This window comes from Rhodococcus sp. P4_B6 (genome assembly GCF_056402215.1).
The window spans coordinates 75,144-93,824 of sequence record NZ_JBFUHV010000009.1 but is presented as its reverse complement, the minus strand read 5'-3'; the positions used below and the strand labels follow the sequence as shown (position 1 = coordinate 93,824).

Genomic DNA, 18,681 nt, shown 5'->3' with positions numbered 1-18,681 from the left:
CGTAGGACAGGCTTCAGGGCCGGAGCGTGGGCTTCCGCCCGACCCTTGAAAACAACGTACTGCGGGGTCGTTTCCCCCGCAGGACTTTGCTACTACGAAATGTAGTAGACCTGTCAAGCCTCCGCGGACTCGGCACCCGACGTCTCGACCGCGAGGTCGACCAGCTCCACGATCTCGTCGGCGAGGGGCGCGTCCGGCAGGGCGAGGCCGTCGATCTTGCACACCCGCGCGGCCATGGTGATGCTGGAGATGAGCCAAACACCTTCCGCCGTAATGAGATCCGCCGGGCGCAGTGCCGCGTACTCGCAGCGGAACCCCTTGCCGGACGCCACCTCGTAGAGGGCCTGCTGCGTGGTGCCCGGCAGAATTCCGTGCTCCGGCGGCGGCGTGAGGAGCGTCTTCTCGCGGGCGATGACCACCGTGGAACGTGGCCCTTCCAACACATTGCCCTCACTACTGACGAAGATCACATCGTCGGCCCCGAACGTGGCCGCGTACCGCAGGGCGGCCATGTTCGTGGCATACGACAAGGTCTTCGCCCCGAGCAGCTGCCACGGCGCGCTCGCCGACAGATCCACCGAATAGCCCCGGGCCAGTGTGAGCACCGACACCCCGTCGCGGCGCGCGTCCAGGATCCGATCGGAGACCGGCCCGACGGTGACGAATGCAGTCGCGTCGCCACCGGACTCCCGGCCGCGGCTGAGCACGAGGCGCATCGCGCCCTCCCGCTCGGACCCCCACTCCTCGACGGCCAACTCCAGCGCCAGCCGCCAGTCGTCCAGGTCCTGCACCGGCAGACCGAGGGCCCGCGCCGACGCGACCAGTCGAGTGAGGTGCGGCTCCACCTTCAGTGCGCGACCGCCGCGCACCAACAGCGTCTCGAAGACACCGTCGCCACGCACCACCGCCAGATCGTCCGCGTGCAGCAGCGGGGCATCCGCGTCGCGCACCTCGTGGTCCAGCGTCACCAGCACTCGATCAGACATGAGACCCAGCCTATCGACCCTGCTGACCGCCACCCGAGGTCCATGGTCCCTAGACTGGGTCCGTGGTCGACAAACTGCCCGTCTCACCCAGTCCACTCGTCACGGCCCCGGGCGCGGTCCCTGCGCCCGAAGGCTCCCCCGACGCCGGCGTCGCCTGGCACCACGGCGATCCGCTCGGCGAACAACGCAGCGCCGAGCGTTCCGCGGTGGTCGTCGACCGCTCCCACCGGTTCGTCATCGCGATCAGCGGACCCGAACGACTCACCTGGCTGCACACCATCTCCAGCCAGCACGTCGCCGCACTCCCCGACGGCTCGAGTGCCGAGAACCTCAGCCTCGACGTCAACGGCCGCGTCGAACACCACTTCGTCCAGACCGACCTCGACGGCGTCACCTGGATCGACACCGAAGCCGACCGCGGATCCGACCTTCTCTCGTTCCTCACCAAGATGGTGTTCTGGTCCAAGGCCGAGCCCCGCGACGGCAACGAACTCGCCGTCCTCAGTGTGATCGGCCCCGACGCCGCGGCGGTCCTCGACGCCGCCGGGGTCGCCGTGCCCACCGAGCCGTACGCCGCGGCCGTGGTGGCCGGGGGCGGTTTCGTCCGCCGCATGCCGTGGCCGACCGCCGACTCCTTCGACCTGCTGGTCCCGCGGGAAGGACTCGCGACGTGGTGGGGCCGGCTCACCGCCGCCGGCGCCGCCCCCGCCGGAACGTGGGCGTTCGAGGCCCTCCGGGTGGCCGCCGTGCGTCCCCGGATCGGGCTCGACACCGACGACCGCACCATCCCGCACGAGGTCCGCTGGATCGGCGGTCCCGCCGAGCACGGCGCCGTCCACCTCGAGAAGGGCTGCTACCGCGGTCAGGAGACGGTCGCCCGCGTCCACAACCTCGGCAAGCCGCCGCGACACCTGGTCCTGCTGCACCTCGACGGCAGCGCCGAGGGCAGGCCGGAACCCGGTGACCCGGTGACGGCGGGCGGCCGCGCGGTCGGACGGATCGGCACTGTGATCGACCATCACGAACTCGGCCCCATCGCGCTGGCCCTCGTCAAACGGTCCATCCCCACCGACACCGAATTGGTGGTCGGCTCCTGCGCCGCGTCCATCGACCCCGACTCGGTGCCCGCGGACGACGCGGTCCAGGCCGGCCGCGCCGCCGTCGACCGGCTCCGGGGCCGATGAGCGGGGCCACCGCGGCGGCCGGCGAGGTGCTGGCCGTCTGCGTGCTGCACACCGAACGCGACAGCGGCACCCGGCGGGTGACCCGCACGGCGATCGACAAGCGGCCCGTCGACGGCCCGGTGTCCGTCACGACCGCCGGACTGGCCGGCGACCGCGTCTGCGACACCGAATACCACGGCGGGCCGTTCAAGGCCGTCTACGCGTACCAGGAGGACGAGGCGCAGCGCTGGGCGACGGAACTCGGCCGCGCACTGCCCCCGGGATGGTTCGGCGAGAACCTCCGCCTGGACGGCATCGCCGCGAGCGACGCCGTGATCGGCGAGCGCTGGCGGATCGGCACCACCGAACTGGAGGTGGCAGGCCCGAGGACGCCGTGCGGCACGTTCGGCGTGTGGGCCGCCGAGCCGAGGTGGGTCAAGCGGTTCTCCGAACGCGGCGACACGGGTGCGTACCTGCGGGTGGTGACCGAGGGGTCGATCACCGCAGGCGACGCCGTCCACCACATCCACGTGCCCGGGCACGGCGTCACCGTGCGCGATCTGTTCACCGGCCGCGACCCGGAACGGTTCGTGGCGCTGCTCGAACAGCAGGACAACCTCGCTCCGACCGTCGCGGACAAGGCCCGCCGACGGATCGCCGGACTGGAAGTGCAGGTCACGTATTGAGCATCGAACTGGTCGAGGTCGTCCGTTCCGGATTCCGTGAGTGCGTCCACCGTGGTTCCGCGGTGATCCTCAGCGCGGACGGCGAGATCGCGCTCGCCCTCGGCGAGGTGCACACACCGATCTATCCGCGATCGTCGAACAAGCCGTGGCAGGCCGTGACGATGCTGCGGAACGGCTTCGAACCGACCAGTTCCGAAGAGCTCGCGATCGCGACCGCATCCCACGAGGGCGAGTCGGACCACGTCGAACTCGTCGAGCGGCTCCTCGCCCGGTACGGCCTCGACGAGGATCAGCTCCGCTGCCCCGCGGATCTGCCCTCCAACGAGCTCGCGCGGGCCGAATTGCTGGCCGCCGGGGAGCTCCCCCGCCCGGTGTACATGAATTGCTCCGGCAAGCACGCGGCGATGCTCGCGACGTGCCTGGCCAACGACTGGCCGCTGGACAGTTACCTGGAGCCGACGCATCCCCTGCAACTCGCGGTCGTCGAGACGCTCGGCTCGATCAGCGGCGACGTCGACGCCGAACTCGGCATCGACGGATGCGGGCTGCCGATCGTCCCGCTGTCGCTGACGCATCTGGCGCGAGCGTTCGCGCGGCTCGTCACCGCCGAGCCCGGCTCCCCCGAGCTCGCCGTCGCCGACGCCGTCCGCGAGCACCCGTATCTCGTCTCGGGTACCGGCAAGGACGACGCGCGCCTGATGCCGGTCGTTCCCGGGCTGATGACGAAGGCCGGCGCCGACGGGGTCTACGCGGGCGCGCTCCCCGACGGCTCGGCGTTCGCGCTGAAGATCGACGACGGTCACGAACGGGCCCGGTTGCCCCTCGCCGCAGCGCTTCTCCACCGGATGGGCGCCGAATGGACCGAGGACCTGGCCGCCCTCGCATCGCAGCCCGTGCTCGGCGGCGGCGTCCGGGTGGGGACGGTCCGGGCAATTCCGGGAGTCTTCTGAAGTCGAAATGCCCGCATCGGGGCAGCTCGCGACCGCGATGAGACTAAACAGACACCGGTTCGGGGTGTGGATGGAAGCGCGAGGGACTTTTCCACGCTAGAGTGTGGGGCAGGAACTTACACACTCAAACGGGGCCGCCAAATTCCCCAGGCCGCCCCGCGAAAGCGCGAGGGGGTCAGCCATGGGCCGCGGCCGGGCTAAGGCAAAGCAGACCAAGGTTGCACGCGAGCTGAAGTACAGCGTACCGACCACGGATTTTGACAGCCTGCAAAGAGAGCTCTCAGGTGGGTCGTCCAACTCGCATCGGGACGAGGTCTTCGCTGACCAGCGTGCCGACAGGGAGGGTCACTCCCGGGAGGACGACGACGACTGGCGGCGCTGAGATCTGAAGACACAGAAATGAGGGGGAGCCGGTACCGGCTCCCCCTCATTTCCACATCTTCAGCCGGTCGGGGCCACTAGCTCGCCCCGTTCCGACAGACGGCGTCCGACCCTAGAACCTCGGGTGGTCGCCGGCGAGAATCGCGCGCTCGGCGGACACGTCGTGCGACTTCTTGATGCTGCCCAGCGTCCAGCAGTCGATGTGCCGCGCCGTCAGGACGGCCAGCGCACGATCGACGTCCTCGGGCGCCACGATCGCGACCATGCCGACGCCCATGTTGAACGTCTGCTCCATCTCGGCCCGCTCCACGCGTCCGCGCTGCGCGATCATCGCGAAGATCGGAGCGGGGCTCCAGGTGCCGCGGTCGAGTTCGGCAACCAGACCCTTCGGCATGACCCGCGCGAGGTTGTTGGCCAGTCCACCACCGGTGACGTGGCAGAACGTGCGCACGTCGGTCTCGGCGGCGAGCGCCAGGCAGTCCTTGGCGTAGATCTTCGTGGGCTCGAGCATCTCCTCGCCCAGCGTGCGGCCGAACTCGTCGACGTGCGCCGTCAGGCTCATGTGATCGATCTCGAGCAGCACCTTGCGGGCCAGCGAGTAACCGTTGGAATGCAGTCCGGACGAACCCATCGCGATCACGACGTCGCCGGGACGGACCCGGTCGGGGCCCAGCACCTGATCGGCCTCGACCACGCCGACACCGGTCGCGGACAGGTCGTAGTCGCCGTCCGCCATCACACCGGGATGCTCGGCCGTCTCGCCACCGAGCAGCGCGCAACCGGCCTGGATGCAGCCTTCGGCGATGCCGCTGACGAGTTCCGCGACCCGCTCCGGGACGACGCGCCCGACGGCGATGTAGTCCTGCAGGAACAGCGGCTCGGCACCGCAGACGACGAGGTCGTCGACGACCATCGCGACCAGGTCGAGACCCACGGTGTCGTGCTTGTCGAGCGCCTGGGCGACGGCGAGCTTGGTGCCCACACCGTCCGTGGACGCCGCGAGCAGCGGCTCCTTGTAGTCACCCTTGAGCGAGAACAGTCCCGCGAATCCACCGAGACCACCGAGAACCTCGGGACGGCTGGCGCGCTTGGCCAAGGGAGCGAAGAGTTCCACCGCCCGATCGCCTGCGGCGATGTCCACTCCTGCGGCGGCGTAGGACGCGCCAGGGCGACTTGTCGGATCCTCGGTCATGTGGTTGTTACTCCAGCCTTCTGTTGCTCGTCAAAATCGTGTCGGTCGGGCAATCGAGTGCTGTGATTGCGTCCTTACGGTACCGGAGTACGTTCTCCGGCCGGCTCCCGATGTACCGGCCTACGGCCGACTGAGGGCGTTCGCGTTGTCGTTCTCCCGCGTCGCGGGACCGCCTGCCGCGCTCTCGAGCATTCCCTCGAGAACGTTCTTTCCGATCGACGTCTCCGTGGGGAGCGCGATGGGGTACGTGCCGTCGAAGCAGGCCGCGCACAGTCGCGACGCCGGCTGCTCGGTGGCCGCGATCATGCCTTCGGTGGAGATGTAGCCGAGGGTGTCGGCGCCGATGGAGCGGCGCACCCCTTCGAGCATCTCGTCGAAGCTGCCGGGCTCGCCGCCGCCACCCGCACCGTTGGCGATCAACTCGGCCGGGGAGGCGAAGTCGATGCCGTAGAAGCAGGGCCACTTGACCGGCGGCGACGCGATCCGGACGTGGATCTCCAGGGCGCCTGCCTCGCGGAGCATCCGGATGAGCGCGCGCTGGGTGTTGCCGCGGACGATCGAATCGTCCACCACCACGAGGCGCTTACCGCGGATGACTTCCTTCAGCGGGTTGAGTTTGAGGCGGATACCGAGCTGGCGGATCGTCTGCGAGGGCTGGATGAAGGTGCGGCCCACGTAGGCGTTCTTCATCAGACCCTGGCCGTACGGAATGCCCGATCCCTGCGCGTACCCGACCGCGGCGGGAGTGCCCGATTCGGGGACCGGGATGACGAGGTCGCCCTCGGCGGGGTGCTCGGTGGCGAGGCGACGGCCGATCTCGACGCGGGTCGAGTGCACCGAACGTCCGCCGATGACACTGTCCGGACGAGCCAGGTACACGTACTCGAACACGCAGCCCTTGGGCTCGGGGTTCGCGAAGCGGGAGGAGCGGACGCCGTCGGCGTCGATGGCGAGGAGTTCGCCTGGTTCGATGTCGCGGACGAACGACGCGCCGACGATGTCGAGTGCGGCCGTCTCACTGGCCACCACCCAGCCGCGGTCCAGTCGTCCGAGGCACAGGGGGCGGATGCCGTGCGGGTCACGCGCCGCGTAGAGCGTGTGCTCGTCCATGAACGTGAGGCAGAACGCGCCGCGCAGCGTCGGCAGCAGCGTCATGGCCGCCTGCTCGATGGTGCTGTCCGCGGCGGCGTGCGCGAGGAGGGCGCCGACCACGTCCGAGTCGGACGTGGCGCCGCCGGGGCGCTTGTCGTTGACGAGGCCCGCCGCACGGGCGCGCTGCGCCAGTTCCGCCGTGTTGACGAGGTTGCCGTTGTGGCCGAGGGCGATGCCGCTGCCCGCCGCGGTGGTGCGGAAGATCGGTTGCGCGTTCTCCCACGTGGTCGAGCCCGTGGTGGAGTAGCGACAGTGACCGACGGCGACGTGGCCCGGCATCGCTGCCAGAGTCTGCTCGTCGAACACCTGGCTGACCAACCCGAGGTCCTTGAAGACCAGCACCTGCGAACCGTCGGCGACGGCGATGCCCGCCGCTTCCTGACCACGGTGCTGCAGAGCATAAAGCCCGTAGTAGGTGAGTTTCGCCACATCCTCTCCCGGCGCCCAGACGCCGAAGACTCCGCATTCTTCGCGGGGCTCGTTCTCGTCCTCGTCGGACGGGTTCGAAGAGAGAAGATTAGGACTGTGGACCGACAGATCGGCTCTGGTCACCGGGGTGCTCCCTGGGGATGGGCGTGTGAGGGGCAAGGTCAGTCTACGTGCCCCGCGCCGCCGCTTCTCCCACGGTGCCGATCGAACCGGCCCGACTCCCGGACGACGGGACGAAAATAGATTGGTTTCGGTATCGATCAGCATCCTCGAACCACAGAGCGGGGGCTGTTCCGATGAACGTCCGCAGCACGGCTCCGACCGCCGCAGAACGTCTGCTGAGCGCCTTCGAAGGTGCGATGGGCATCCCCCTTCCCGTACACGTCTGCCGCAAGCTCGGACTCCAGTCGGGCATGCGACTGCTGGGCGTGGGCTGCGGGTGGGGTTCGATGGCGATCCACGCCGCCGAGAAGTACGACGTGTCCGTCGTCGGGATCACCCTCAGCCACGAACAGGCCGAATGGGCGCGGGCCCGCACCTGGTTGCTGTATCTCGCGGCCAGCGCCCTGGGGTTCGAGGAGAAGGGTCGCCTGACGATCCATCAGGTCCTCGCCGTGCGCCCGTCCGACACCGGATCGAGCGGCCGGCCGCGCACCCTGGCGCTGTGGCTGGGGTGACTACACGCGCAGCAGCGGCAGCCAGTGGGCGATCTCCCCTGCACGACTCCCCGACACCGACACCTCGCCGCCGGACGTCGCGCCGTCGAAATCCAGCAGTCCCGTCACCAGCAGCAGCCACGTCCGCGGATCGGTCTCCACGACGTTGGGCGGGGTGCCGCGGGTGTGCCGGGGACCCTCGATGCACTGGACCGCGACGAACGGGGGAACCCGCACCTCCACGCTCGACCCGGGTGCCACCTGCTCGAGCGTCCGTGCGCTGAGCCGGACCGCCGCGGCCAGCTGGGTGCGGGACGGCTTCTCCTCGGTGTCGCCGCGCAGCCACGGACCGACCTCGAGTACGGCGGTCCTCAGTTCGGCGGGATCTACGGCTCGACGCGACGGCATGGGCTCAATCTACTGTGCGGGCCCGCACGGCTTCGGCGGCCACCACCCCGCCGACGTTGACCGAAAGATGCAGTAGAGCAGGGGCTACGACGCTGCCGCTGCACCGTCGCAACCACTCGAACAGCACTGCAGAGGAACCGGTGAGCAGCACGCTCGCGCCGATCGGGTCACCGGCGATCCGGGCCGCGCGCACGTGCCACAGCCCGAACGTCACGGCGTGCAGGGCGTACGCCGTGGTGGGTGTCCAGCCCCGTCGCAGCATCGCGGACAGGACGCTGCGGAACAGCAGTTCCTCGTGCGCGACGGTCCCCACGGGGATCCGGAACCCCACCCAGCGGGCGACATCGGTGGCGCGGTCGCCGGTCGGAACCCGCCTGCGCGCGGCGGGCACGCTCAGCGCGATCGCGTATCCGGCGAGCGGGATCACCGACGCCACGGCGCCGTACCGCAGCCCGGACCGGAGCGCCGACGCGGACAGCCCGAGTTCGTCGACGCCGTACCCCGCGGTGCGGGCGACTCCCACCACCGACAGTCCGAGCGCGCCGCCCGCGACGGCCCGCCCGTACGGGCCGAGGCCCGAACCGGGCAGCACCACGTTGTTCCACAGCACGGCCGCCGCCGCACCGGCCACGGAGGCGAGCCTGGTCACTTCTCCGGACCCTCTGTCCCGGCGAGGGATTCGAGGGTGGACCGGACACGTTCGGTGTCGGCGGGCGTCCACCCCTCGGGCTGCGCGACGGTGATCCAGCCGTCGAGGACGAGGGTTCCGTAATTGTGGCCGTGCCCGTCGGGCACCCCGGCGGCGTTCGTGAGGTCGGCGGACACCTGCCAGAACGTCACGAACGGAAACCATTTCATCGACGGCGAGCGATCGTCGCCCGGCGGTTCCTTCAACCAGTCGGGCCGGGTGAACGCGAGGTCGGGCGACCACCACACGACGGGATCGGACGGATGCTGGACGTACAGGATGCGCGGCGACAACCACTCCCCCGGGTCCTCGACCATGTCGGCGGAGTCGTCGGCGAACCGCACCACCAGACCCGCCGAGTACTCGGGGTCGACCTCGGGAGTGCCCGGGTCGCGGCGCTGAACCAGCTGCCCCCACAGCCGGTTCGAGTTGGGCGGCCCGACCCACAGCACACCGTCGACGGTCTGCCGGATGTCGCTCAGCGTGTCGAAGGCGCCCTCCCCTGCCTGGGTGCCGAGACTTTCGCCGTAGACGAGCAGCTTGGGGCGGGTCGCCTCGGGTTCCTGCAACCACCGTTCGTGCACCCGGTCGATCAGCATCTTTCCCGCCTCGGCCGCCTTCTCCCGGTCGGCGAGGAACGAGATCCAGCTCGGCAGGAACGAGTACTGGCCGGCGACCAGCGCCGTGTCGCCGTTGTGGACCAACTCGATCGCCTGCGCCGCAGTCGGATTGACCCAGCCTGTACCGGTGGTGGGGATGACGACGAGGACCTTGCGCGCGAACGCGCCGGTCCGCTCGAGTTCGTCGATGACGATGTCCATGCGTTCGTCGGGGTCCTCGGCGGTCTCGAGTCCTGCGTAGACCCGGATCGGATCCTTGGCCGGGGTGCCGTTGGCCGCCGTCAGTTCGTCGGCGTCGAGGCCGCGGGACACGAAGTTCCGGCCCTCGTACCCGAGGGTGTCCCAGGGCGCCAGCGACTCCGGGCTGCCCGACTTCTCGGGATCGAGCGGCTGCTCGACGCCGTCGCGGGTGGTCGAATTCTGCAGGCTGAACGCCGCATTCGTGGTGGCGTAGACGCCGCGCATCAGAACGCCGTCGACGAGCAGGAAGAACAGCACCGTCACGATGAGGATGCCGACGGTGGTGGCCGTCGGGATCGCGAGGTGCCACCGCCGGATGAGTCGCGCCGCGATCCACCGCACCAGTTCGCGCAGCAGCCGCCACACGGAGATGATCGCGGCACCCACGAGCAGGCTCAGGCCACCGGTGCGGATGTAGCCGGTGGTGGTGGTGCCCTCCGCCCCCATCAGCGCGGCGAGTTCACGCTGCCACGCCGCGGAGTACGCGAGCATCACGAGACTCACCGACACGCACGTCACCGTCACGAGCACGCGCAGGCCGGTGGACCACGGTTCCGGCAGCGGCCACCACGACCGGTGCCGCAGGAAGTAGCGGCGGACCAGCCAGCCGATCGCCGTTCCCACCGTGTAGCCGATCGCGGCGTTGATGCCGCCGATCAGCCCCTGGAACAGCCAGTCGCGGGGCAGCAGCGACGGCGTCAGCGACCAGCAGAAGAACAGCGTCGCGAACGCGATGCCGGTGAAGTCGAGCCGAAGGAAACGCCAGGTCCGGTCGAGTCGGGGACCGTGGAGGAGTGCAGGATCAACCAGCCGCGAGAGTTCCCGCGGCCCCCTGTCAACCCTCTCCAATGCCCCCGATTCGACCATTCATCACCCGAACAATGCCGGCAGAGTTCCCTCGAACGTCGTGCGCAGCTCGGCCAGCGAGACCGAGAACTGGCCCTGGACCTCGACGGAATCGGAGCCCTCGTCCACCACACCGATGCGCACCCACGGGAGGTTACGGGCCGTGCACATACCGGTAAAGCGAGTTTCCTCGGTGCGGGGGACCGCGACGAGCACGCGGCCCGACGACTCGGAGAACAGGGTGACGAACGGATCGGCGTCGTCGGGAAGCAGGATGCGGCAGCCCGTCTCCCCGGCCAGCGCGGCCTCGACGACGGTCTGCGCGAGACCACCTTCGGACAGGTCGTGCGCCGCCGACACCAGTCCGTCGCGGGACGCCGCGAGGAGGATGTCGGCCAGCAACTGCTCCCGCTCGAGGTCGACCTTCGGCGGCACGCCGCCGAGGTGGCCGTGCTCGACCTGTGACCAGATGGACCCGTCGAACTCGTCGCGGGTGTCGCCGAGCAGGATCAGCGTCTCGCCCGGTTCCAGTCCGAGACCGGTGGGGATGCGACGGTGCACGTCGTCGATGACACCGAGCACGGCCACCACCGGGGTGGGCAGGATCGGGGTCGAGCCGGTCTGGTTGTAGAAGCTGACGTTGCCGCCGGTGACGGGGATGCCGAGCTTCGCGCAGCCGTCCGCCAGGCCGCGGACGGCCTGCTGGAACTGCCACATGACGCCCGGATCCTCGGGGGACCCGAAGTTCAGGCAGTTGCTGACGGCCTTGGGGGTGGCGCCGGTGACGGCGACGTTGCGGAACGCCTCCGCGAGTGCCAACTGCGCACCGGTGTACGGGTCCAGCGCGGTGTAGCGGCCGGACGCGTCGGTGGCGAGCGCGATGCCGCGGCCCGTCTTCTCGTCGACGCGGATCACACCGGAGTCGGCGTTCTCGGCCAGGACGGTGTTGCCGCGCACGTAGCGGTCGTACTGCTCGGTGATCCACTTGCGGCTGCACAGCGCCGGGGACGCGAGCATCTTCAGCAGGGTCGCCTTCAGCTCGTCGGCCGACTCCGGGCGCGTCAGGCCGGCGGTGGTGTTGGCGACCAGGGCGTCCTGGCTCGCGGGACGCTGCACGGGGCGCTCGTACACCGGGCCCTCGTGGGCAACGGTGCGCGGCGGCACGTCGACGACGGTCTCGCCGTGCCAGGAGATGGTCAGGCGCTCGCCGTCGGTGACCTCACCGATGACGGTGGCCAGGACGTCCCACTTCTTGCAGACCTCCATGAACGCGTCGACGTTCTCGGGGGTGACGACCGCGCACATGCGTTCCTGCGACTCGCTGGAGAGCACCTCGGCGGCGGTCATGCCGGTGGCCCGCATCGGGACCTGCTCGAGGTTGATGTGCATGCCGCCGTCGCCGGCCGCGGCCAGCTCGGACGTCGCGCAGGACAGCCCGGCGCCGCCGAGGTCCTGGATACCGACCACCAGCTTCGCGGCGTACAGCTCGAGACAGCACTCGATGAGCACCTTCTCGGTGAACGGGTCACCCACCTGCACCGCCGGTAGCTTCTTCCGGCCGGTACCTGATTCGTCGCCGTCGAACGTCTCGGACGCCAGCACGGACACGCCGCCGATGCCGTCGAGGCCGGTCCGCGCACCGAACAGGATGATCTTGTTGCCGGCGCCGGACGCGAACGCCAGGTGCAGGTCCTCGACCCGCATCGTGCCGGCACAGAGGGCGTTGACCAGGGGGTTACCGGCGTACGACTCGTCGAAGACGGTCTCGCCGCCGATGTTGGGGAGGCCCAGCGAGTTGCCGTAGCCGCCGACGCCGCGCACCACACCGTCGACGACGCGGCGGGTGTCGGGGGCGTCCGCCGCACCGAAACGCAGCTGGTCCATCACCGCGATGGGACGGGCGCCCATGGCCATGATGTCGCGGACGATGCCGCCGACGCCGGTGGCCGCGCCCTGGTAGGGCTCCACGTAGGAGGGGTGGTTGTGGCTCTCGACCTTGAACGTGACCGCCCAGCCGTCGCCGATGTCGACGACGCCGGCGTTCTCGCCGATGCCCGCGAGCATCGAGGACCGCATCTCGTCGGTCGTGGTCTCACCGAAGTACCTCAGGTGCACCTTGGACGACTTGTAGGAGCAGTGCTCACTCCACATCACCGAGTACATCGCGAGCTCGGCCTCGGTGGGGCGCCGGCCCAGGATCTCCTTGATGCGGGCGTACTCGTCGTCCTTGAGACCCAGCTCCTTGAAAGGCTGTGCGACGTCGGGGGTCGCGGTGGCGGCGGTGACGGTATCGACCGGGTGTGCTGACACTGGAGGTGGGGTCCCTTCCCTACGGGAGTCAAGAGAGGCAAGCCGGGAGTCACGGTCGGCGCAAGCCGGGTGGCGACGAGCCGTACGTCAGTCTATCCGGCGGCTCGTTCCGGCACCGACCTGGCGCTCCTCGCCCCTCCCCGTCACGCCGTCGGTGTGAGGAAGGCCGCAAGGGCGTCGGAATAGGCGCGCACGTCACGGGCACCCATCAGCTCCCGCGAGGAATGCATTCCCAGCTGCGCGGCGCCGACGTCGACGGTGCTCAGCCCCGTCCTGGACGCGGTGATCGGGCCGATGGTCGAACCGCACGGCAGATCGGCCCGGTGCACGTACCGCTGCAGCGGCACACCGGCCTGGTCGCAGGCGAGCGCGAACGCACCGGCCCCGGCCGCGTCGGTGGCGTAGCGCAGGTTCTGGTTGACCTTGAGCACCGGTCCCCCGTTGACGGCGATGTGGTGGGCGGGCTCGTGCCGGTCCGGGTAATTGGGGTGGGTCGCGTGCGCCATGTCCCCGGACGCGCAGATCGACCCGGCCATCGTCTGCAGGAATTCTTCGCGACCGCCGCCGCGACCGAGGACGATGCGCTCGAGGACGGTGCTCAGGAGATCGGAGAACGCGCCCCGATCGGACATGCTCCCCACCTCCTCGTGGTCGAACAGCGCGAGCACCGGCACCTGATCCCCGGGACGTTCGGCCGCCGACAGCAGCGCCTGGGTGCCCGCGTAGCAGGTGCCCTGGTTGTCGAGCCGCGGCGCGCTGACGAGGTCCTGTTCGGTTCCGACCAGGGCGCTGGGCGCGAGATCGTGGGTCATCAGTTCCCACCCGAGCACCGCGTCGGCGGGCACCTCCGCCCGCTCGGCGACGAAGTCGATGAACGACCGGCGTTCGGTACCCACGCCCCACACGCCGTTGAGGTGGCGCTGCGGATCGAGGTGCACGCCCTTGCGGTCCTCGGACAGGTGGATCGCCAGCTGCGGCACGCGCAGGATCGGCTCGTCGACGCGGACGAGCTTCTCCTCCACCGTGTTGCCGACCCGCACACTCAGCCGCCCGGAGATGCCCAGGTCGCGGTCGAGCCAGGAGTTGAGCCACGCGCCGCCGTACGGTTCGAGACCCACCAGCTGCCACCCCGCCGACGAGAGGTCGGGGTGCTGCTTGACGCGCAGGTTCGGGCTGTCGGTGTGCCCGCCGACGATGCGGAACGGCGCCGTCCGGCCCACCCCCTCGGTGCTCCATGCGATGAGGGATCCGCCGCGCACCAGGAAGTACCGGCCGGGCTCGCCGGGCCACGAGTCGGTCTCGTGCAACTCGGTGAAACCGTTGCCGGTCAGCAACATCGACACCGTCGCGCACACATGGAACGGCGACGGTGAGGCATCGACGAAGGTGCAGAGTCCCTGGGCGTCGGCCCACGTAGTGGAAGGCATGGGGTCAATCATGCAGGACCCGCTGTCACGGGTGGGGACCCGAGACACAGAACTGGTTGCCGTCCGGATCGGCGAGCGTGACCCATCGGAAACCGCCCATCTCGTGCCGCCCGACCTCCGTCGCGCCGTCGGCACTCAGCCTGCCGACCTCGCCGTCGAGGTCTTCGGAGGCCAGGTCGAGGTGGATGCGGTTCTTCCCCGGAGTGGGATCGTCGACCTTCTGGAACGCCAGCTTCTGCGCGGAATCAGGGAGGGCGACGACGTAGAACCAGCCGTCGTTCTCCTGCTCGACCGTGCCCGCCGTCTGCTTCGCCCACCAGTTCGCGAGCGGCCCCGGATCGGTGGTGTCGAACGTGATCATGCCGAGTGTGAGTGCCATGCCCGCACAGTAGCCGTGACCACCGACACGTTTCGCAGCTTCGCAGGAACTCCTCGATGACCCGGACGGCAGCGTCCACGCCACCGGCAGAACGCAACTCGGCGGCGAGCTCCGCACTGCGGCGACGGACCGGCTCGGCGTCGACCCAGGTGAGCGCGTCCCGCAGTCCGGCTGCCGACACGTCCGAACTGTCCACGCGCACCGCCACTCCCGCGGCGACGAGCGCGTCGGCATTCTCGAACTGGTCGGTGGCCTGCGGCGCGGCGATCATCGGGGTCCCCGTGAACATGCCCTCGCTGGACCCGCCCATGCCGGCGTGGGTGAGGAACGCGTCGGCCTGCCCCAGGATGTCGAACTGCGGCACCCAGCGGTAGACCTCCACGTTGCCGGGCACGGCGCCGAGTTCGTCGACGTCGACGTGCTGCCCGATCTGCAGGACGACGTGCCAGCCGTCGAGGTCGCCGAATGCCTCGATGCAGCGGCGGTAGAAGTCGGCGTGATCGGTGAACGCGGTGCCGAGCGAGACGAGCAGCACCTTGCCCGCGGCTGCCGGACGCTCCCACCGGCCATCGGCGGGCCGCCGGGTGGGCAGCGCAGGTCCGACGAACGTATAGACGTCCTCGTTCACGCGGTCGGCGTTGGGCTGCATCGATTTCGCGATCAGCACCACCGCCCGGGCCGGGCGCCCGTAGAACTCGTCCGGGTCGGTCTCGACACCGTTGTCCCGCAGCAGTTTCCCCTGCCGCTCGTACAGTGCGGCGCCACGCGGGTCGGCACGCATGGTGTCCACGAACGATTTCATGTCGTCCTCGTAGCCCTCCCAGGCCACGTACGTCGGCGACAGTTGCACAGTCGGCACGTTCCATTCCTCGGCGAGGACGCGGGCGGGACCTCCCGCGATGTCGTAGAGGAACAGGTCGGGGCGGTCGTCCTCGTACAGCCTCCGCAACTGCGGCAGCATCGACTCGTACTCGGCCTGGAACAGGGTGAGGTGATCGATGGTGTCGCCGTCCCAGGACTTCCCGGACGCGTCCGCCGCGCCTGCGGTGTTCACGCGCGGCAACGTCGAGGCGTACTCCTTGAATTCCGCTCCGGTGCTCTGGACGACGTCCTTCACTGCGGCGTCGTTGGCGTACGTCACGCGGTGCCCGCGCGCGACGAGTTCTCGGAGAATCTCCAGGCTGGGGTTGACGTGCCCGGGCGCCGGGATGCTGACCATGGCGATGTGTGAGCGGGTCATCTTCATCCTTTCCGAGACGGAACGGTCCGTCTCGATACATGATGACATCCGGCCGCAGACGAGTCAAGACGATACGTCTCGTCTGGTCTGGTCTAGGATCCGTTCATGCCGTCCGCCGACAATCCCCGCCGATCCGAACGGTCCCGCGCCGCGATCCTGCAGGCCACGCAGGAGCTGATCCGCGAACAGCCCTACGGGAAGATCAGCATCGAGGGCATTGCCGCACGCGCCAAGGTCGGGAAGCAGACCATCTACCGCTGGTGGCGGTCCAAGGGCGCACTCGTCGTGGACGCCCTGCACGAACAGAACGCGGCCGGCGCCCAGGAGGCCCTGGCCCTGCCCGACACCGGCGACCTCGCCGCCGACATGAGGCTGGTGCTGCGGGCCACGGTCGACGAGTTCACGTCCCCCGATTTCGAACCGCTGTTCCGGGCGCTGTCCATCGAATCGCTGCAGGACCCGGCCCTGAGGGAACAGATCGTCGAACGGATCTACCAGCCGCAGTTCGAGTTCGTCGCCACGCGGTTCCGCTCGGCGCAGGACGCCGGGCAGGTGCGACCCGACGTCGACCTCGCTCTCGCGTTCGAGTTGTTCATGGCGCCGATGTTCTACCGCTGGCAGTCCGGAGCCCATCCCCTCACCCACGAGCACGCGGACGCCGTCGTCGACCTGGCGATGCGCGCCCTCGCGCCCTAAGCGCGGGTTGCGTCCTCGACGAACCCGAAATCGCCGTGCGTGAGGTCCTCGACGTGGACCGCGCGCCCGGACGCGTCGGCGAGGGGAATCTTCCAGTTCGAATACTGGGTCTCGTCGGTGCCCGGCTGATTCTGGATGCGGTACTCCCCCACCAGGTCGGCCAGTGCGACACCCGACAGCAGCGACGGGCTCCGGGCGATCAGCCTGTACAGCGCCTTCACGGTGTCGGGTATCGACGCGTCGTCCGCCAGCAACCCGCGGTCGCGCGCCAGTTGGAGCACGGCCTCGCGCTGCTGGGCGTCGTGTTCCTTCTCGAGTTCGAGGTCGCGTTCGAGGAGCCCGAGCCGCGAGCGCAATTCGATGTGTTCGCCGGCCAGGTATCCGGCGGTCGGCGGAAGATCATGCGTGGTCACGGATGTCAGGCACAGGGTCCGGTACTGCTCCGGCGGTGTCGGCCGCTCGCCGTCGTGCTCGAACCACAGGATCGAGGTCCCCAGGATGCCGCGCTCGGCGAGGTAGTCCTGCACCGCGGGCTCGAACACCCCGAGGTCCTCGCCGATCACCACGGCGCCCGCCCGCTCGGCCTCGAGCGCGAGGATCCCGATGAGCGCCTCGTGGTCGTAGGTGACGTACGTTCCGTCGGCAGGCGTCTGCGCGTCGGCGGGAATCCACCACAGCCGGAACAGTCCCAGAATGTGGTCGACCCGCAGGCCGCCCGCGTGCTTCAGGACGGTGCGCAGCATGTCGCGGTACGGGGCGTACCCCAGTTCCGCCAGCCGATCCGGCCGCCACGGCGGCTGATTCCACTGCTGGCCCTGCTGATTGAAGTCGTCGGGAGGAGCGCCGACGGTAATGCCCTCCGCCAGAGCCGTTCCCAGCGACCACGCGTCCGCGCCCCCGCGCTGGACCCCGACCGCCAGGTCGTGCACGATCCCGATGTCCATGCCCGCCGCGCGCGCAGCGTCCTGTGCGTCGGAAAGCTGCTCGTCGCACACCCATTGCAGCCACGAGTAGAACTGGATTCGCGGCGTCAGCTTGCGCCGCTGCGCCTGCACCCAGTCGCTGTCCGGCGCACCGGCCTTCGTCGTCCATCGCGGGTCGTCGGGCGGCAGTTTCTCGGTGAGCGCGCACCAGGTCGCGAAGTCCCGCAGCCCGTCCCCCTCGACGCGGCAGAACTCCTCGAACGCGTGCTGCCTGCTCGGGCTGCGCTCGATCCGGAAGACCCGTTCGAGCACCCGGAGTTTCGCCCGGTACGACGGGTTGCGGTCGATCCGGTCGGACCGGTCGTTCGCCCTCTCGAATCGCGCTGCGGCGTCGCGCATCCGCGCATGGCGTCGCGTCGAGAGGTACGCCGTCTCCGGGATATTCTCGACGCGGATGTACAGCGGGTTGACGTAGCGGCGGGTGGTCGGCAGGTACGGCGACGCCTCGATCGGCGGTCGGGGCTGCGCGGCATGCAGTGGATTGACCAGAACGTAGTCGGCGCCGTGGACGGAACCGAAGATCGACGCGAGATCCGCAAGGTCGCCGAAATCCCCCACACCCCAGGACCGACGCGACCGGATCGAGTACAACTGCGTGAGCACACCCCAGCGCCTGCGGTCGCGCAGTGCGTCCGAAGTGGTCAACCGCGCCGGTGTCACCACGAGCGTGCACGACGAGGAGGTGCCCGAGGTGGACGCCTGGACCGTGTGCCACCCGCACGGAACGTCGGAGGGCACGGCGAACGTCGCGCGCCCCACGAGAACACCGTCGACCTCTCGCGGATCGACCCACACCTGGAGTTGGCGTGCCGGGACCGTCGCGCCCGACTCCGTGTCGATCGTGACGTCCACCGCCTCGCCGTGCGGAACGTGGACCACGAAACGGGTCTCGGATCCGTTCCTGYCGACGACGACGGGCGGCAGCATCCGACGCCACGGCGCCACGTCGCACTCCGACAGGGCGCGCCGCACCTCGTCCTCCGTTCCGGCGGTGACGTCGAGCGCTGCGAGGACGCTGCGGAGCGTGTCGTCGCCCACGTCGTGACGCCGCTGGTCCCAACCCTGATACGACGTCGCAACCCCGTGCCGGGCCGCGAGATCACGCAACTGCTCGGTGTACGTCACCCGTCGATCGTGCCAGTTCGCCTCGGGTTCCGCGCGTCTTCCGGATCGCCGCCACGGCCGTCGGACCCGCCGGCGTGATTGGCCCCGCGGCGAGTGGGGTAACTGTTCGGTAATCAGACGCACG

General features: G+C 69.5%; 16 protein-coding genes and 1 pseudogene. 6 read left to right on the top strand and 11 right to left on the bottom strand.

The window, feature by feature from the left end; all coding sequences use genetic code 11:
* Nucleotides 1-113 precede the first annotated feature (113 nt).
* On the bottom strand, nt 114-986 hold the full coding sequence (locus AC1DWT_RS06525; protein WP_095863318.1) for an aminodeoxychorismate lyase: 873 nt from the start codon (nt 984-986) through the stop codon (nt 114-116).
* 62 nt (nt 987-1,048) lie between these two features.
* On the opposite strand from AC1DWT_RS06525, the gene ygfZ reads away from it, so the two are divergent.
* From ygfZ to AC1DWT_RS06505, 4 genes are all read left to right on the top strand, one after another.
* Nucleotides 1,049-2,170, top strand: coding sequence for a CAF17-like 4Fe-4S cluster assembly/insertion protein YgfZ (gene ygfZ / locus AC1DWT_RS06520; protein ID WP_095863317.1), 1,122 nt, complete (start codon nt 1,049-1,051; stop codon nt 2,168-2,170).
* Nucleotides 2,167-2,835 (top strand): MOSC domain-containing protein, encoded by a 669-nt coding sequence (locus AC1DWT_RS06515; RefSeq protein WP_095863316.1) that lies wholly within the window; start codon nt 2,167-2,169, stop codon nt 2,833-2,835. The genes ygfZ and AC1DWT_RS06515 overlap by 4 nt, the downstream gene beginning before the upstream one ends.
* Nucleotides 2,832-3,785 carry an asparaginase gene (locus tag AC1DWT_RS06510; RefSeq protein ID WP_072943028.1) on the top strand — a complete coding sequence of 318 codons (954 nt, stop codon included), beginning with the start codon at nt 2,832-2,834 and terminating at the stop codon, nt 3,783-3,785. The genes AC1DWT_RS06515 and AC1DWT_RS06510 overlap by 4 nt, the downstream gene beginning before the upstream one ends.
* Nucleotides 3,786-3,966: 181 nt before the next feature.
* Nucleotides 3,967-4,167 (top strand): DUF3073 domain-containing protein, encoded by a 201-nt coding sequence (locus AC1DWT_RS06505; protein WP_005244376.1) that lies wholly within the window; start codon nt 3,967-3,969, stop codon nt 4,165-4,167.
* Between the two features lie 111 nt (nt 4,168-4,278).
* On the opposite strand, the gene purM is transcribed toward AC1DWT_RS06505, so the two are convergent.
* Both purM and purF read right to left on the bottom strand, forming a co-directional pair.
* Nucleotides 4,279-5,358 (bottom strand): phosphoribosylformylglycinamidine cyclo-ligase, encoded by a 1,080-nt coding sequence (gene purM, locus AC1DWT_RS06500; protein ID WP_005244377.1) that lies wholly within the window; start codon nt 5,356-5,358, stop codon nt 4,279-4,281.
* Nucleotides 5,359-5,478: 120 nt separating this feature from the next.
* Nucleotides 5,479-7,062 (bottom strand): amidophosphoribosyltransferase, encoded by a 1,584-nt coding sequence (purF, locus tag AC1DWT_RS06495; protein ID WP_072943026.1) that lies wholly within the window; start codon nt 7,060-7,062, stop codon nt 5,479-5,481.
* 173 nt (nt 7,063-7,235) lie between these two features.
* Here purF and AC1DWT_RS06490 point away from each other — a divergent pair, with 173 nt between their 5' ends.
* Nucleotides 7,236-7,616: a class I SAM-dependent methyltransferase gene (locus tag AC1DWT_RS06490; protein ID WP_275957895.1), complete on the top strand. Its 381-nt coding sequence runs from the start codon at nt 7,236-7,238 to the stop codon at nt 7,614-7,616.
* Here the strand turns inward: AC1DWT_RS06490 and AC1DWT_RS06485 are convergent, their stop codons facing one another.
* The 7 genes and pseudogenes from AC1DWT_RS06485 to AC1DWT_RS06455 form a co-directional block, all read right to left on the bottom strand.
* Nucleotides 7,617-8,003 carry a sterol carrier family protein gene (locus AC1DWT_RS06485; protein ID WP_095863315.1) on the bottom strand — a complete coding sequence of 129 codons (387 nt, stop codon included), beginning with the start codon at nt 8,001-8,003 and terminating at the stop codon, nt 7,617-7,619. It abuts the gene before it with no gap.
* Between the two features lie 4 nt (nt 8,004-8,007).
* Complete coding sequence (locus AC1DWT_RS06480; protein ID WP_095863314.1) at nt 8,008-8,652, bottom strand: CPBP family intramembrane glutamic endopeptidase; 645 nt, start codon at nt 8,650-8,652, stop codon at nt 8,008-8,010.
* A complete protein-coding gene (locus AC1DWT_RS06475; protein WP_095863313.1) occupies nt 8,649-10,418 on the bottom strand; it encodes an alpha/beta hydrolase in 1,770 nt (589 codons plus the stop codon). The genes AC1DWT_RS06480 and AC1DWT_RS06475 overlap by 4 nt, the downstream gene beginning before the upstream one ends.
* 3 nt (nt 10,419-10,421) lie before the next feature.
* A complete protein-coding gene (purL, locus tag AC1DWT_RS06470; RefSeq protein ID WP_072943018.1) occupies nt 10,422-12,707 on the bottom strand; it encodes a phosphoribosylformylglycinamidine synthase subunit PurL in 2,286 nt (761 codons plus the stop codon).
* Nucleotides 12,708-12,850: 143 nt separating this feature from the next.
* A complete protein-coding gene (locus AC1DWT_RS06465; protein ID WP_095863312.1) occupies nt 12,851-14,134 on the bottom strand; it encodes a M18 family aminopeptidase in 1,284 nt (427 codons plus the stop codon).
* Nucleotides 14,135-14,159: 25 nt separating this feature from the next.
* Entirely contained in the window at nt 14,160-14,513 is a 354-nt protein-coding gene (locus AC1DWT_RS06460) for a VOC family protein (protein WP_095863618.1), read from the bottom strand.
* A 52-nt stretch (nt 14,514-14,565) separates the two neighbouring features.
* Nucleotides 14,566-15,801, bottom strand: a pseudogene (locus tag AC1DWT_RS06455) (macrolide family glycosyltransferase); the annotation flags it as partial.
* Nucleotides 15,802-15,858: 57 nt separating this feature from the next.
* Between AC1DWT_RS06455 and AC1DWT_RS06450 the strand changes: the two are divergent.
* Nucleotides 15,859-16,449, top strand: a complete 591-nt coding sequence (locus tag AC1DWT_RS06450; RefSeq protein WP_095863311.1) for a TetR/AcrR family transcriptional regulator — start codon at nt 15,859-15,861, stop codon at nt 16,447-16,449.
* On the opposite strand, the gene malQ is transcribed toward AC1DWT_RS06450, so the two are convergent.
* On the bottom strand, nt 16,446-18,557 hold the full coding sequence (malQ, locus tag AC1DWT_RS06445) for a 4-alpha-glucanotransferase (protein ID WP_477920043.1): 2,112 nt from the start codon (nt 18,555-18,557) through the stop codon (nt 16,446-16,448). The two genes, AC1DWT_RS06450 and malQ, sit on opposite strands and share 4 nt — an antisense overlap.
* Nucleotides 18,558-18,681: the final 124 nt, after the last annotated feature.